Annotated in this window: 11 protein-coding genes; 8 read left to right on the top strand and 3 right to left on the bottom strand. The window is 63.5% G+C overall.

Annotated features, from left to right (window positions below; translation table 11 throughout):
* Nucleotides 1-428: 428 nt before the first annotated feature.
* From PQR53_RS09650 to PQR53_RS09615, 8 genes are all read left to right on the top strand, one after another.
* Nucleotides 429-1,649 (top strand): MFS transporter, encoded by a 1,221-nt coding sequence (locus tag PQR53_RS09650; protein ID WP_408452654.1) that lies wholly within the window; start codon nucleotides 429-431, stop codon nucleotides 1,647-1,649.
* A 361-nt stretch (nucleotides 1,650-2,010) separates the two neighbouring features.
* The gene (locus PQR53_RS09645; RefSeq protein ID WP_408452652.1) at nucleotides 2,011-2,877 is read left to right on the top strand and encodes a TetR/AcrR family transcriptional regulator; all 867 of its coding nucleotides are present in this window, start codon (nucleotides 2,011-2,013) and stop codon (nucleotides 2,875-2,877) included.
* Between the two features lie 87 nt (nucleotides 2,878-2,964).
* A complete protein-coding gene (locus PQR53_RS09640; RefSeq protein WP_408452650.1) occupies nucleotides 2,965-5,463 on the top strand; it encodes an acyl-CoA dehydrogenase in 2,499 nt (832 codons plus the stop codon).
* A gap of 147 nt (nucleotides 5,464-5,610) precedes the next feature.
* Complete coding sequence (locus PQR53_RS09635; protein ID WP_408452649.1) at nucleotides 5,611-7,023, top strand: 3-oxoacyl-ACP reductase; 1,413 nt, start codon at nucleotides 5,611-5,613, stop codon at nucleotides 7,021-7,023.
* A 2-nt stretch (nucleotides 7,024-7,025) separates the two neighbouring features.
* Nucleotides 7,026-7,946 (top strand): MaoC family dehydratase, encoded by a 921-nt coding sequence (locus PQR53_RS09630; RefSeq protein ID WP_408452648.1) that lies wholly within the window; start codon nucleotides 7,026-7,028, stop codon nucleotides 7,944-7,946.
* 41 nt (nucleotides 7,947-7,987) lie between these two features.
* A complete protein-coding gene (locus PQR53_RS09625) occupies nucleotides 7,988-9,289 on the top strand; it encodes an acetyl-CoA C-acetyltransferase (protein WP_408452646.1) in 1,302 nt (433 codons plus the stop codon).
* A 55-nt stretch (nucleotides 9,290-9,344) separates the two neighbouring features.
* Nucleotides 9,345-11,171 carry an AMP-binding protein gene (locus PQR53_RS09620; protein WP_408452644.1) on the top strand — a complete coding sequence of 609 codons (1,827 nt, stop codon included), beginning with the start codon at nucleotides 9,345-9,347 and terminating at the stop codon, nucleotides 11,169-11,171.
* Between the two features lie 50 nt (nucleotides 11,172-11,221).
* Complete coding sequence (locus PQR53_RS09615; protein ID WP_408452643.1) at nucleotides 11,222-12,319, top strand: DUF1571 domain-containing protein; 1,098 nt, start codon at nucleotides 11,222-11,224, stop codon at nucleotides 12,317-12,319.
* Here PQR53_RS09615 and PQR53_RS09610 read toward each other — a convergent pair.
* From PQR53_RS09610 to PQR53_RS09600, 3 genes are all read right to left on the bottom strand, one after another.
* Nucleotides 12,316-12,732: a hypothetical protein gene (locus tag PQR53_RS09610; RefSeq protein WP_408452641.1), complete on the bottom strand. Its 417-nt coding sequence runs from the start codon at nucleotides 12,730-12,732 to the stop codon at nucleotides 12,316-12,318. The genes PQR53_RS09615 and PQR53_RS09610 overlap by 4 nt on opposite strands.
* Before the next feature lie 64 nt (nucleotides 12,733-12,796).
* Nucleotides 12,797-14,374 carry an FAD-binding oxidoreductase gene (locus PQR53_RS09605; protein WP_408452639.1) on the bottom strand — a complete coding sequence of 526 codons (1,578 nt, stop codon included), beginning with the start codon at nucleotides 14,372-14,374 and terminating at the stop codon, nucleotides 12,797-12,799.
* Nucleotides 14,375-14,450: 76 nt separating this feature from the next.
* Nucleotides 14,451-14,936 carry a hypothetical protein gene (locus PQR53_RS09600; protein WP_408452637.1) on the bottom strand — a complete coding sequence of 162 codons (486 nt, stop codon included), beginning with the start codon at nucleotides 14,934-14,936 and terminating at the stop codon, nucleotides 14,451-14,453.
* Between the last annotated feature and the right edge of the window lie 95 nt (nucleotides 14,937-15,031).

Below are 15,031 nucleotides of genomic sequence, written 5' to 3'. Positions count from 1 at the left end.
ACCATGATTCAAATTGATTTTTCTGCTCGACTAATGCGCCTTACGCATAGATGAGCGGCATGGCCGCCATTACTCGCTCGCATTTTTCGGCGCCAATCTGAATCCCGTGAATGTTGCTTCTACCGACGCGCGAAACCAGCCAGTCACATTGACCGGGTTTCCCTCCGCCGACGCGAAATGAACATTACAAATAACAAACACTCAATCAAACACGATTAATACAATAATTACATTAAGCCAACATTCGCCATGCATTGAGATTTTCATAAGAATTCGCTCCAGGTATTAATACGGATAAACAGGGGTTCATTCATGCAAGCGCTTAACGCTCGGCGTACACTCGCTCGAAGTCCGTACCACGGGGCGTACGGGGCTGCAGAGCCACCCGTCGTGAAACACGGGTTATTGAAGACTCAGGAGAACAATCAATGAGCTGGACACGGGAACAGAGAAACGTCACGATCGCCGCCTATCTAGGCTGGACCCTGGATGCGTTCGATTTCTTTCTAATGGTGTTTGTATTGAAAGATATCGCGGCGGAGTTCAATACAAAAATCCCCGAGGTCGCCTTCGGCATTATGCTGACCCTGGTGATGCGCCCGGTCGGCGCATTGATTTTCGGCTGGCTCGCCGACAAATACGGCCGCCGTCCCACGCTGATGGTCAACATCGCGTGTTTCTCGCTGCTGGAACTGCTGTCCGGCTTTTCGCCCAACCTCGCCACCCTGCTCGTGCTGCGCGCCCTGTTCGGCATCGCGATGGGCGGTGAATGGGGCGTAGGCGGCGCCCTGACGATGGAAACCGTCCCGCCGAAATCGCGCGGCATCGTCTCGGGTCTTCTGCAGGCCGGTTATCCGAGCGGCTATCTGCTCGCCTCGATCGTGTTCGGCGTGTTCTATCAATACATCGGCTGGCGCGGCATGTTCTTCGTCGGCGTGCTGCCGGCGTTGCTCGTGCTGTATGTGCGTGCACACGTGCCGGAGTCGCCGGCCTTCAAGACGCTCGAAAAGAAGACGCGTCCAGGTCTGATCGCCACGTTGAAGCAGAACATCGGGCTGTCGCTTTACTCGATCGTGCTGATGACCGCGTTCAACTTTTTCTCGCACGGCTCGCAGGATCTGTATCCGACCTTCCTGCGCGTGCAACATGGGTTCGACGCGCATACGGTGTCGCTGATCACGATCACGCTGAACATCGGCGCAATCTGCGGCGGCCTGTTCTTCGGCTATATCTCGGAGAGAATCGGCCGCAAACGCGCGATCTTCATCGCCGCCTTGATCGCATTGCCGGTGTTGCCGCTGTGGGCTTTCTCGTCCACGCCGGTGCTGCTCGCCGTCGGCGCGTTCCTGATGCAGATCTCCGTGCAAGGCGCATGGGGGGTGATCCCGGTGCACCTGAACGAAATCTCGCCCGATGAAATTCGCGCGACGTTCCCGGGCCTCGTGTATCAGCTCGGCAATCTGATCGCATCGGTGAACGGTCCGCTGCAAGCGAGCGCCGCCGAAGCGCACGGCAACAACTACGCGCTGATCATGGCCGTCGTGATCGGGATCGTGGCGGTGGTGATCGCCGCGTTGATTCCGTTTAGCCGCGAACGCCGCGGCATCGACATGACGCAATCGGCGAAACAGGTTGCGGCACAGCTTTAAGCGTTCGAACTAAACAGCTATTTCGCCAGCGCGTTATCGGGCACAATAGCGACGACAAAGGCGGCTCGAACCGCCGCAAAACAAACGCGAGAACATCGCAAACGCAAGGCCAGAACAGGTAGCTAGCAATACGAGGCCGTTCCGATTCAAATCGGAACGGCCTTTTTTATTTCCGCGCGGTTTGACGCGCCCGCGCACATGGGAAAGACGGACCCGCGTCAGGTCTTCTAGAGGAGTTAGTCCACACCGAACCCTTGATCGCAGTCCCGATCCTTCTTTATCCTGAAAAAAACAGCTGTTTCAAATAGTTATTTGAATCGCATGTTTGCGGGCCGGATGCCCGGCAACTGGGAGACGCAAAATGGCAGTTCGCACAACAGGCCGGCATGCCGGCGACACGAAGTCCCGCATCCTCGACGCCGCTGAAACACTCTTCGTCGAATGCGGCTATGAGGCCATGTCCCTGCGCCAGATTACTTCGCGTGCCGAAGTGAATCTCGCGGCGGTCAACTATCACTTCGGCAGCAAGGAATCGCTGATTCATTCGATGCTGTCGCGCCGCCTCGACCGGCTCAACCAGGAGCGGCTCAAGCTGCTCGACCGCTTCGACGCCATGCTCGGCGCGCGCCTGACCTGTGAGCACGTGCTCGGCGCCATGTTCATTCCCGCGCTACGGCTGTCGCGCGATCCGCGCGTCGGCGGCAAGGCTTTTCTGCGCCTGCTGGGCCGTGCTTATACGGATCCGTCGGCGTTCATTCGGGACTTTCTGAATGCGCATTACGCGTCAGTGGCCGTGCGTTTTTTCGATGCGTTCCAGCGTGCGCTGCCGCATCTGCCGCGTGAAGAGCTCGGCTGGCGTCTGCACTTCGCGATCGGCGCGCTGTCCGGCGTGTTGGCCGGCACCGATACCGACAGCCTGATTTCCGAGTTCTCACAGGGCAAGTCGATGAACGACCTGCAACTGATCGCACGGCTCGCTTCGTTGATGGTGGCCGCCCTCAAGGCGCCGCTGCCCGACGGCTCGCAACTGGCCACGTTCGCGGCCGTGCTGGGCGACGCCACCGAGAGCGGCCCGGAAGGTCAGGTGGAAGGCATGAACCCTGCTGCGGGTACACAGCAGGCATCAGGCGGGTCTGAAGCGTCGGCGCCGGCAGTCTCGGACGGTGAACGCCGCGGTGGCAACGTAGAAGCGTGTGCGTTTCAGCCCGCGTTGCACGGCACGGCCTGAACACGAGCCCGCGCGGGTGGCGCTGACACAGGCCGTCCGCGACCCGCGGATGCATTCGCACGCAGCATCGAAACTGGAGGAAACGTCATGCCGTGGTTCATCCTGGTGCTAGTCATTGCCGCTCTGGCGCTCGTCTATATGCAGGCGCGCGCCTCATGGTGGCTTGCCTTCATGATCGTCTGGGTGGCCGCCGCGCATGTCAGTGGAGCAGCGGGTGGCGTGGCGACCACGGTGCTCGCGATCGTCTTCGTCCTCCCCGCCCTCGTCCTTACGATCAAGCCGCTGCGCCGCGCGTGGCTCACGAAACCGGTGCTCGAGATCTTCCGCAAGATCCTGCCGGAGATGTCGCCGACCGAGCGCGACGCGATCGAAGCCGGCACCGTCTGGTGGGACGCCCAACTGTTCTCCGGGCGCCCGCATTGGGACACTCTGCTCGGCTACGGACCGGTCACGCTGAGTGCGGAAGAACAGTCGTTTCTCGACGTCGAATGCGAGCATCTGTGCGATCTCGCGAACGATTGGGAAACCACCATGGTGTGGCAGGACCTGTCGCCGAAAACCTGGCAGTACATCAAGGAACGCGGCTTTCTCGGCATGATCATTCCGAAGCAGTACGGCGGCAAGCAGTTCTCCGCTTACGCGCATTCGCAGGTCATCATGAAGCTCGCCACGCGCTGCTCGGCCGCCGCCGTTTCGGTGATGGTGCCGAACTCGCTCGGCCCGGCTGAGTTGCTGATGCACTACGGCACCGAAGCGCAGAAGAACCACTATCTGCCACGCCTCGCGCGGGGCGATGAAATCCCCTGCTTCGCGTTGACGAGTCCGTACGCCGGGTCGGATGCGGCGGCGATTCCCGACGTCGGCATCGTTTGCAAAGGCAGCTTTGAAGGCCGCGAGACGCTCGGCTTTCGCGTCACATGGGACAAGCGCTACATCACGCTCGGACCGATCGCAACCGTGCTCGGTCTCGCGTTCCGCGCCCTCGATCCGGACCATCTGCTCGGCTCGGGCGACGAACCCGGCATCACCTGCGCGCTGATTCCGACCGACCATCCGGGCGTCAACATCGGCCGCCGTCACTGGCCGCTGAACGCGGTATTCCAGAACGGTCCGAATTCGGGCAATGACGTCTTCATTCCGCTCGACTGGGTGATCGGCGGCCGCGCGCAAGTCGGCAACGGCTGGCGCATGCTGATGGAATGTCTCGCGGCGGGCCGCGCGATTTCCCTGCCGTCGTCGAATGTGGGAATGGCGAAGATCGCCGTGCGCGGCACCGGCGCCTATGCCGCGATTCGCCGTCAGTTCCGCACTGCCGTCGGCAAATTCGAGGGCGTGCAGGAAGCGCTCGGCCGCATGGGCGGCAATCTCTATGTGATGGATGCCGCGCGCCGTTTGTCCGCGCATGCGGTGGACCTTGGCGAGAAACCGTCGGTGATTTCGGCGATCGCGAAGTATCACATCACCGAACGCGCCCGCATGGTCATCAACGACGGCATGGATATCGCCGCCGGCAAGGGCATTTGCATGGGGCCGTCGAACTTTCTCGCGCGCGCCTATCAGCAGGTGCCGATCGCGATCACCGTGGAAGGCGCGAACATTCTCACGCGCTGCCTGATCATCTTCGGCCAGGGTGCGATTCGCTGTCATCCGTATGTGCTGAAGGAAATGGCGGCCACGCGCGACACGGATCGCACCCGCGCGCTGCGCGATTTCGATGCGGCCTTTTTCGGTCACGTCAGCTTCACGCTCTCCAACGTGGTGCGCAGTTTCGTGTACGGCATCACGGGCGGTGCGTTCATCGTCAAGCCGCGCATGGCCTACGCGCCGCTGCTGTCGTATTACAGCGCGGCGACCCGCCTTTCGACTGCGTTCGCGTTGCTCGCCGACGTCTCCATGTTCGTGCTCGGCGGCGATCTGAAACGGCGCGAACGCATTTCCGGGCGTCTGGGCGACGTGCTCTCGCAGCTCTACCTGATCTCCGCGACGCTCAAGCGTTTCGAAGACGAAGGCCGCCAGGAAGAAGATTTGCCGCTGGTGCGCTGGGGTGTCGAAGACTCGCTATACAAGGCGCAACACGCGCTCGACGGCGTGCTCGCGAATTACCCGAATCGCCTCGCCGCAGGTCTCGTGCGGGTGCTGGCTTTCCCGTTCGGCCTGCCGTACCGCGAGCCGTCCGACCGCCTCGGCACCGACATCGCGGAGCTGATGCAAACGCCGGGCGCCGCGCGCGAGCGCCTCGTGTCCGACTCATATGTGCCGCATCCGGATGCCGATGCGCTCGGCTACGGCGAGCTCGTGTTCGAGCTGAATCCACGCTTCACGCAAATCGAGCAGAAGCTGCGCGAAGCGGTCAAGCAGGGCCTGCTCGAACCGATGCCTCAGAGCCTGCCGCAGTTGGCGGCGTGGACCGAAACGGCACAGCAAAAAGGCCTGCTCGACGCCGACGAGCGCCGCGTGCTCGACGACTATGCGCGCTATGGCGCGGAGGTGGTGAAGGTCGACGACTTCCCGGCCGACTTCGACATGCTTGCCAACTTGCAACAGCGCAAGGACGCGCTCGAAAAAGCGCTGGAACTCGCGGCCTGAGCGCCTTAAAAAAACATCCAGGCGGGGCGTCCCCAGCGGCCCCAAACTGGGTGCACACTGACACACGTCCGTTTCTCCAATCCCCCAACGGGACTTTCTTCAGGGCGTGGGACTTCCTCCGGACGTGGCCAGCGGAGCAACGACAATATGAACGACTCTTACCTGAACTTCGTCAATTCGCCGTTCGGCGCGCGCCTCGCGCGCTCGCTAGGCTTACCGAAGCCCGAGGTACTGCGCCGCTATCGCGCCGACCGGCCCGAGTTCGACGGCCTGATCGCGATCGGCGCGGGCCGCGAGCCGCATCTGCTCGACGCGCTCGCGAATCTCGTCAAGAGCATCGGCGTGACGAGCGTGGCGCACGAAAGCGCCGGGCTGTGGGTACCGCTCGCGAATCGCCATGGTCTGATGACGGGCCGTTTCGAACCGGCCGAATCCGGTTCGCAAGGCAAGCTCGCCGCGCTGCTGTTCGACGCGAGCGGTATCGAAGACAGCAGCCAGCTCGAACCGCTGCACGGCTTCTTCCACGACACGTTGCGCTCGCTTGGCAAGTGCGGCCGAATCATCGTGCTGGGACGTCCGCCGGAAACCTGCGCGAGCCCGCGTCAATGGACCGCGCAGCGCGCGCTCGAAGGCCTCACGCGTTCGCTCGGCAAGGAAGCGCGACGCGGCATTACCGCGAATCTCGTCTACGTGGAACGAGGTGCCGAGAACGGCATTGAAGCGACGTTGCGATTTTTTCTATCGCCGCGCTCCGCGTATGTGTCGGGCCAGGTAGTGCGCATTGGCATGCCCGGCGGTGCCGACGGGTTGCCGGCGTTCGACTGGAACCAGCCGCTCGGGGGCCGGCGTGCCGTGGTCACGGGCGCGGCGCGCGGCATCGGCGCGTCGATTGCGAGCGTGCTCGCCGCTGAAGGCGCGCACGTCATCGGCATCGACGTTCCGTCAGCGCGCGACGCACTCGATGCAACGATGCGCCAGTTGAACGGCACCGCCCTCGCCTTCGACATCGCCGCGCCCGAGGCGCCCGCGCAGATCGCCGCCGCGCTCGACGAACAAGGCGTGGATATCGTCGTGCACAACGCGGGCATCACCCGGGACAAAACCATCGCGAAGATGACCGACGCCGCGTGGCAAAGCGTGATCGACATCAACCTGTCCGCGCAGGAACGGATCGACGACGCCCTGCTCGCGGCGGGCACCTTGCGCGACGGCGGCCGCATCATCGGCGTGTCGTCGATCAGCGGCATTGCCGGCAATCTCGGCCAGACCAATTACGCTACGTCGAAAGCCGGCGTGATCGGCCGGGTGCAAAGCATGGCGCCGCATCTGCGCGCGCGCGGCATCACCATCAACGCGGTCGCGCCCGGCTTCATCGAAACGCAGATGACCGCGAAGATTCCACTGACCATCCGCGAAGCCGGCCGCCGGATGAATTCGATGAGCCAGGGCGGCCAGCCGGTGGATGTCGCGCAGACCATCGCGTGGCTCGCGCACCCGGGATCCGCGAGCGTGAGCGGCCAGGTGGTGCGCGTGTGCGGACAAAGCCTGATTGGAGCGTGAGCATGGGCGAGCCGGGTGAGCCGTTCCGGAGTGGTCACGCAGCGAGCGTGGCCCGTCCGAAGACCATCGTCATCGAGCAGTTGCCCGCGCCGGCGAAGCTGTACGCGCGCGCGTTGTCCGGCATCGTCAAACGCGGACGCGACACGCACTTGCCGGCGTTGCGTCTGGTGCGCCCAGCCGTGGTGCTGGACGCCGGGCCGATCTGGCGTTATTCGCGGGTTTGCGGCTTCATTCCCGAACACGGCGTGCCGCTCACGTATCCGCATCTGCTCGCCTTCCCGCTGCATCTGCTGATGCTGACCGACCCGGCGTTTCCGTGGCCGGCACTCGGCCTCGTGCATCTGGCGAACCATATCCGGCTGCGTCGTCCGCTCGCCTGCAAGGACCTGTTGCGCGTCGAGGTGGAGTTCGGCGCGCTGCTGCGGCACGACAAGGGTCAGGCGTTCGTGCTGCACACCCGCATGTACCGGCGCGGCGAAGCGGTCTGGGACGGCGACAGCGTGTATCTGAAACGCGGCGTGCCGGCGAGCGGCAGTCCGCTCGATCCGCTGGAACTCGGGCACGACCCGCTGCAGCGCATCTCGCGCTGGCAGTTGCCGCCGCAACTGGGCCGCGACTACGCGCGCGTGTCCGGCGACTACAACCCGATTCATTTGAGCGCGCTATCCGCGAAGGCATTCGGCTTTCCGCGCGCCATTGCGCATGGCATGTGGACGCTGGCGCGCGCCGCCGCCGCGCAGCAACCGCCCAAGCCGCTCGCCGAGGCCACGCTGTCCGCCGAATTCAAGCTGCCGATGCTGTTGCCGGGCGAGGCGTCGCTGTGGAGCGCGTCGCCTTCGCTGATCGAGCGCGATCTCGAGGTACGCGATATCACCGGAGAAAAGCCGCATTTGCGCGGGCGCATGCAGTGGAAGCTGCTGTGAGAGCCAGTCAACAATCCATGAACGACCCAAAGGAGCCGAGCATGTCCAACCCGCTGCCCGCCGTGCGCCGCGTCGCCATTATCGGCGGCAACCGGATTCCGTTTGCCCGCTCGAACACCGCCTACGCGAGCGCGTCGAATCAGGACATGCTGACCTTCACGCTGCAAGGCCTGATCGACCGCTACAGCCTGCATGGCGAACGCCTGGGTGAAGTGGCGGCCGGCGCCGTCATCAAGCATTCGCGTGATTTCAACCTGACGCGCGAATCTGTGCTGTCCACTACGCTCGCCAAGGAAACGCCCGCCTACGATGTGCAGCAGGCCTGCGGCACCGGGTTGGAAGCGGCCATTCTGGTCGCCAACAAGATCGCGCTCGGGCAGATCGAAGTGGGCATTGCGGGCGGCGTCGATACGACATCCGATGCGCCGATCGGCGTCAACGAGCGCATGCGCAAGATCCTGCTCGAAGCAAATCGCGGCAAGAGCACCGGCCAACGTGTCGGTGCGCTGGCCAAACTGCGGCCCGGCATGTTTTTCAAACCGCTGTTGCCGCGCAACGGCGAACCGCGCACCGGGCTGTCAATGGGCGAGCATTGCGAACTGATGGCCAAGCGCTGGAACATTTCGCGCGAAGCGCAGGACGTGCTTGCTTACGACAGTCACCGCAAGCTCACCGAGGCGTATGCGCGCGGCTTCGTCAACGATCTGATGACGCCCTACCGTGGCCTTGCACGCGACAATAATCTGCGCTCCGACCTGACGCTCGAAAAACTCGCCGGTCTGAAGCCGGTGTTCGACCGCGACGCGGGCACGCTGACCGCCGGCAATTCGACGCCGCTGACGGACGGCGCTTCCGCCGTGTTGCTCGCGAGCGATGCCTGGGCGGCCCAACACGGCTTGCCGGTGCTGGCGTATCTGAGCTGGTCCGAAACCGCCGCCGTCGACTTTTTCGACAAGAAAGAAGGCCTGCTGATGGCGCCCGCCTACGCCGTGCCGCGCATGCTGGCCCGCGCGGGGCTCGGGCTGCAGGACTTCGATCTCTACGAAATTCACGAAGCCTTCGCCGCGCAAGTGTTGTGCACGCTCGCGGCGTGGCAGGATGACGAGTATTGCCGTACGCAGCTCGGATTGCCTCAGCCACTCGGCGTGATCGATCGGGCAAAATTGAATGTGAACGGCAGCTCGCTCGCCACTGGCCATCCGTTTGCCGCCACGGGTGGCCGCATCGTCGCCGGACTCGCGAAAATGCTCGCGCAACTCGACAAACCGGCCGGCACCGCGCGCGGGCTGATCTCGATCTGCGCGGCGGGCGGCCAGGGCGTGGTGGCGATTCTGGAACGCTGACTGGCTGCAAGACCAGCACACAACCATACGAAGCCACGGCTTCAGGAGACGACCGATGACCCAGCCCACGCAAGCCCCGCTCCCGCCCGCCGCCGGATCCACACCGCTCGCGAATGCAGCGGGTGAGGCGCCCGCTCAGACGCCCGGTCAGCCTGGTCAGGCTGTAACTCAGACGCCCAAAACCGACGGCATCTGGTATGCGTCCTATCCGGCCGACGTACCGCACGAAATCGACGTCGACCAGTACGAATCTCTCGTGCAGTTCTTCGACGAATGCATCGCGCAGTTTCGCGAGCGCGTCGCGTATGTGAGCGTCGGCGCGAATCTGACGTATGGCGAACTCGGCCGCAAAGCGACCGCATTTGCCGCGTACCTGCAAAGCATCGGCGTGAAGCCCGGCGAGCGTGTCGCGATCATGCTGCCGAATACGTTCCAGTATCCCGTGTCGCTGTTTGGCGCGCTGAAGGCGGGCGGCGTGGTGGTCAACGTGAATCCGCTCTATACGGTGCGCGAACTGGCGCATCAACTGAAGGACAGCGGCGCGCAAACCATCATCGTGTTCGAGAACTTCGCAAAGACCGTTGAAGATGCGTTGCCGGGCACCAAGGTGCAGAACGTCATCGTGACGGCGCTCGGCGATCTGCTCGCCGACGGCCTGAATCTGAAGGGACGTCTGCTCAATTTCATGCTGCGCCATGTGAAGAAGATGGTGCCGCAATACAACCTGCCGCAAGCCGTGCCGCTGCTCAAAGCGCTCTCGATCGGCTACACGCGGCCCTTGACGCCGGTGCGCCCCACTCACCACGACATTGCCTTCCTGCAATACACCGGCGGCACCACGGGCGTCGCCAAAGGCGCGATGCTCACGCACCGGAACATCATTGCCAACCTGTTGCAGGCGAAGGCGTGGTCGCAGGGGCAACTGAGCGGCGACATCGAAACGGTGCTCACGCCGCTGCCGCTGTACCACATCTATTCGCTGACCGTGAACGCGCTGATCTTCATGGGACTCGGTGGACGCAACATCCTGATCGCCAATCCGCGCGACATGAAGCGCGTGATGATGATCATCCGGCACGAGAAATTCACCGGCATGACGGCGGTGAACACGCTCTACAACGCGTTCCTCGACAACGAGGAATTCTGCAAACGCGACTTCTCGGACCTGAAGCTCGCGATGGCGGGTGGCATGGCCACGCAGAAGTCGGTCGCGGACCGGTTCAAGGCGGTCACCGGCAAACCGATCATCGAGGGCTATGGGCTGACCGAATGCTCGCCGATCGTGTCGATGAATCCGGTGGACCTGACCAATCTGCGCGACTTCGAAGGCTCGATCGGTTTGCCCGCGCCGTCCACGCAAGTGCGCTTCAGGAAAGACGACGGCACGTGGGCGAACATCGGCGAAGCCGGCGAACTGTGCGTGAAGGGTCCGCAGGTGATGAAAGGCTACTGGAATCGTCCGGAGGAAACCGCCAAGGTGATCGACGACGATGGCTGGCTCGCCACCGGCGACATCGGCGTGATGGATTCGCGTGGCTTCATCCGTCTGATCGACCGCAAGAAGGACATGATCCTGGTGTCGGGCTTCAACGTCTATCCGAACGAAATCGAAGACGTGATCGCAGCGCTGCCGGACGTGCGCGAAGTCGCCGCAATCGGAGTGCCCGATGCGGCGCAAGGTGAACGGGTGAAGGTATTCATCGTCAAGCGCAATCCGTCGCTGAGCGCCGAACAGGTGATCGCCCACTGCCGCAAGAACCTCACGGGGTATAAGGTGCCGAAGCTCGTCGAGTTCCGCGATGCGTTGCCGCAAACCAACGTCGGCAAGATTCTGCGCCGCGCGCTGCGTGACGAGGAACTCGCGAAGCAAAAAACTGCCTGACAGGCAGGGCGCGCGACACCATGCCTTGCGCCATCCTTTCGGAGAGCTTCATGAAGCACAGCATGTCCGCACGCTTACGCCGCTTGTGCCGTTTGTGCCGATTGGGCGAATCGGGCCGCTTGAGCCGCTCGCCCCACGTGAGTGGCTCGAACCGCTCGCCGGTCTCCACGCGTCTCGCCCGTTTTTTGCCGGAGACGGCAGCGCCGAGCGCGCCCCTGACAGCTTCATTGCGTGCGATTTCATCACGGAGACTTCTTATCGGCGCGCTGGTGGCTAGCGTCGCGGCGGCGGCAACGTCACCGGCTTTCGCGCAGAACGACGACACGCCGCCCGCACTCGACACCGCGAGCGCCGTCAAGGCGCCCACCACGCCTTCCTCGCAGGTCGGCAAGCTCACGCTGGATCAGCAGGTCAAATGGCTGCGCGCCGCGCAACAAAGCGGCGCCATGGAGAAACTCGGCGACGCGCAACTGGTCGCGCTGTTCCAGTCGCTCGATCCGCTTGCTTTGCCGCGCTACATCAAGGAGGGGCCGAACGGTTATCCATCGTACGAGTTCACCATGGCACGCTCGGAACGCATTCACGGTCAGTGGCCCGACCAGCCCGATCACATGCTGGGGCGCATCACCCACGGCCCGCTGCGGATCTACCTGAAGTGGCTGCCCGATGGCGCGCATGCCGGTCAGGAAATCATCTACGACGAGTCCAAACGCACCGATGAAATGTATGGCCACCTCGGTGGCATCATGAATGTGATGCCGCTGTGGACCTCGCTGAACGGCGCCCTTGCCCGCGCGCAATCGAACCACCAGGTGCGCGATCTCGGGACCGAGTACATTGCCAATCAGTACCTTTCCGAAGGCAGGAAATATATCAAAGCCGGCTTGCCGCGCTCGACCCAGGTGGCAGTGCAAACGATCGACGGGGTGCGCGTCGTCACCTTCACCTTCGAAACGCCGACCGGCCAGCCGCAGTTCTATGCGAAGAAAGAAACGCTCGGGCTGGATCTGCGGCATCCGTATTTCCGCACCGTCGAGTCTTATGACAACGACGGCAAGATCTTCGAGAAGATCGTCTTCGAAACCATCACGCCGAAAACCTTCGACGACTCGACCTTCGATCCGAAGAACAAGGCTTACAAGTTCTAGCGGACACGGCGCGGCGTCAGCGCGAAGGCGATATGCGCGACCTGCGCGCCCGGTCCCGCGCCCTGTTCGTGGCTGTGCTCGACCATGCGGCCTACGCGGGTGGCCAGCTCTCTGAGCACGAAGTAATCGGATACGCGCGTGAGGCCGATCAGCGACACCGGCGCCTGGGCGGGCGTCCGGCTAAGACGCGGCGCAAGCGTGCTGTACCAGAGCACGCCGATGTCGTCGCCGGTTTCGAAGGCTGGCAGCTTCATGCTGGCGACATAGTCGGAAAATGCCGGGCCGGCCGCAAGCGTGGAGTCGATCACGGCGAGCGTGTCGCGCCGAGCGGCTGCCCGCGCGAGCCACGGCCACGCCGCACCTGCGGCGGTCGAAAGCCATGCGCCGGTTATCACGAAAGTGCGTCGATCCATGGGTTCATCACGTCATATAGATGAAGATGATGCGCGCCGTTCGCGGCATCCGGGTCACGCGCCCTCACGTATAACCTCGCCGGTCGCGCCACGCCGCGGGCCAGATCCCCTGCTTGCCCGGCGCGAGAATACCGTTCGGGTCGAGCGCGTCCTTGATCGTTTCCGAGAGCCGCAGCAACGCGCCGTCGTTAAAACTGTATTGCGCCGCGGCGAAATCCATATACGCGAGATGCGCGCGATATTCGCCGTAACCCGCCGCGCGCGCATCGCTCATCAGCGAACGGAGTAAGGCGCCGGCCTGCTCGACCTGATTGGCGTCGTCACGATCGAAGATCGCCGCGAAGATGTGATGCAGATGACGCACACCCGCCGTAAAACCGCCGTAGTAATCGAAACCGTATTCCGCCGCGCGCGTCTTCACCATCGTGTATTGGCGCAGCGCGTCGCGCCCGGTCGCCGGGCACAGCGGCGCGAAGTCCACATGCGCGCCCGCGCCGCCGCGCCAGTCGAGCATGCGGAACGCGCTCATCGCCGGGATGCCGGCCAGGTTGCGGTCGCCGCCTGCGGTGGGTTGCGCATCGCCCGCATAACGAGCCGCCGAGAGTTTCGCTTTCGGCACGCGAGCGAAAGCGCGCTGCACGATCGCATAGCGTGCGTCGATCAGTTCAGGCGTCCCGTATAGCGCGAAATGCAGATTCCAGCGCCCCACGTTCAGCTTGTCGAGCATTGCCGCCACCGCGTTCTCAGGCATCGCGCCTTTGCCTTCATACCACTGCCGACGTGACGACAAACCCGCGGCGCGGCGCAAACCGCCTTCGATCACCGCGTTATTGCGGATCGTTTCATCGAGCCGCAACGGCCGCAGGATGTCGACGATCGTTTCGAGATCCTCTTCATGCTGAAACTGGATTTCGCCCAACAGATAGGCAGGCGGCGCAGGCATCAACCACACGCCGAGCTTGGTGACGATGCCATAGTTCGACTGCATGAACATCGCATCGAACGAAGGCCCGTAACCCGGCTGATAGAGCTGCCACGCGGTGCCGATTTCGATGCCGCCCATTCCGGTGCGCAGCACGTCGCCGTTGGCGAGCACCACTTCCATGCCACACTGCGTCGCCGCATGATCGCCGTACGCGGTATAGCCAAAGCCACGCTCGAGCGTATTGCCCACCACGCTGCCCCACCCCGCCGCGGGCGGATCGACCCAGAGCTTGTAGCCTTTCTGACGCAGATGCGCGTACAGATCGAAGTAGCTGACGCCCGGTTCGACCAGCGCGTAGGCGAGCGTCTCGTTCACTTCGATGATGCGGTTCATCCGTTGCAGATCGAGCACCACTGAACCCGACAGCCGCGGCGCGGCCCCACCGTACGCGAAGTTGCGTCCGGTCGAGACGGTCCACAACGGAATCCGGAATTGATTGGCAATCCGCAACACCGCGCGAATCTCGTCGACGGAAGCAGGCAGCAGCGCGGCGGACGCGGAGAACGCCTGGCGCTCGCCGGGCGCGAACGGATCCAGGTACGCAGCGAGCCCAGCGGCCGACGTCACCACCTGCTGCTCACCGACAATCGCGCGCCAACCGGCGAGCGCGCGGTCGAAATCGGCGGCGGAAACTTTCGGCGGCAAGCTGCGTATCAAAGCTGCTCCTTCATGGCTGCGGGCAAGCTGCGTATCAAGGCCGCTCGTCTACGGCACAGACGGGAGCGGCGGCAAGCTAGCGGCGCATCCCACCGCCGCCCGCGCCGTGCGACATGCCGCCCCACGTGTGCATCGACGTACCATGCCAGCCGCCGCGCATACCCGCTCCATACGATCCGTGCCCATAACGCACATGATCCATGTGATGAAAGTGATGAAAATGGTCGACGAAAACAAACGACACCCCGGCACCGAACAGCACCGGCGGCCCCCAGTACCATGGATCGTAGTAGTAGATCGGCGCCGGTGCCAGGGCCAGCGCGGCGGCATCGCCGTCCACGATCTGCCAGCTGCCGTCCAGCTGCGGGCAAGCGCGGCCGCTGATCTGCTGCATGGCGCCGTCGATTTCCGCCTGACCCACGACGAAGCGGCACGTCGAGACGTCGTTCAATGGCGCATTCGCGCCCAATGGCGGCTCGACGGGCGCCGCGCAACCGGCGCACAGGCATAGACACGCTACGCCGGAATACAGCCCGGTGCTGAACTGATGAAAAGTACGCATGATTTCGCTGCCTCGACGCGCCGGCGTTGCGACCTGCAAAAAGCCAGTCGACACCGTGAAGACCCCGTCGGTTTGCCTCGCACGAGATCATCTTG

Source organism: Paraburkholderia fungorum (assembly GCF_046027605.1).
GTDB lineage: Bacteria > Pseudomonadota > Gammaproteobacteria > Burkholderiales > Burkholderiaceae > Paraburkholderia > Paraburkholderia fungorum_F.
The sequence above is the reverse complement of the archived record's forward strand: the minus strand, read 5'-3'. Positions and strand labels throughout refer to the sequence as shown.

Excerpts from the sequence above, each read along its gene's own strand:
- PQR53_RS09610 (WP_408452641.1), bottom strand. The coding sequence starts at position 12,732 with ATGGATCGACGCACTTTCGTGATAACCGGCGCATGGCTTTCGACCGCC.
- PQR53_RS09600 (WP_408452637.1), bottom strand. The coding sequence starts at position 14,936 with ATGCGTACTTTTCATCAGTTCAGCACCGGGCTGTATTCCGGCGTAGCG.
- PQR53_RS09625 (WP_408452646.1), top strand. The coding sequence starts at position 7,988 with ATGTCCAACCCGCTGCCCGCCGTGCGCCGCGTCGCCATTATCGGCGGC.
- PQR53_RS09645 (WP_408452652.1), top strand. The coding sequence starts at position 2,011 with ATGGCAGTTCGCACAACAGGCCGGCATGCCGGCGACACGAAGTCCCGC.
- PQR53_RS09640 (WP_408452650.1), top strand. The coding sequence starts at position 2,965 with ATGCCGTGGTTCATCCTGGTGCTAGTCATTGCCGCTCTGGCGCTCGTC.
- PQR53_RS09630 (WP_408452648.1), top strand. The coding sequence starts at position 7,026 with ATGGGCGAGCCGGGTGAGCCGTTCCGGAGTGGTCACGCAGCGAGCGTG.
- PQR53_RS09615 (WP_408452643.1), top strand. The coding sequence starts at position 11,222 with ATGAAGCACAGCATGTCCGCACGCTTACGCCGCTTGTGCCGTTTGTGC.
- PQR53_RS09620 (WP_408452644.1), top strand. The coding sequence starts at position 9,345 with ATGACCCAGCCCACGCAAGCCCCGCTCCCGCCCGCCGCCGGATCCACA.
- PQR53_RS09650 (WP_408452654.1), top strand. The coding sequence starts at position 429 with ATGAGCTGGACACGGGAACAGAGAAACGTCACGATCGCCGCCTATCTA.
- PQR53_RS09635 (WP_408452649.1), top strand. The coding sequence starts at position 5,611 with ATGAACGACTCTTACCTGAACTTCGTCAATTCGCCGTTCGGCGCGCGC.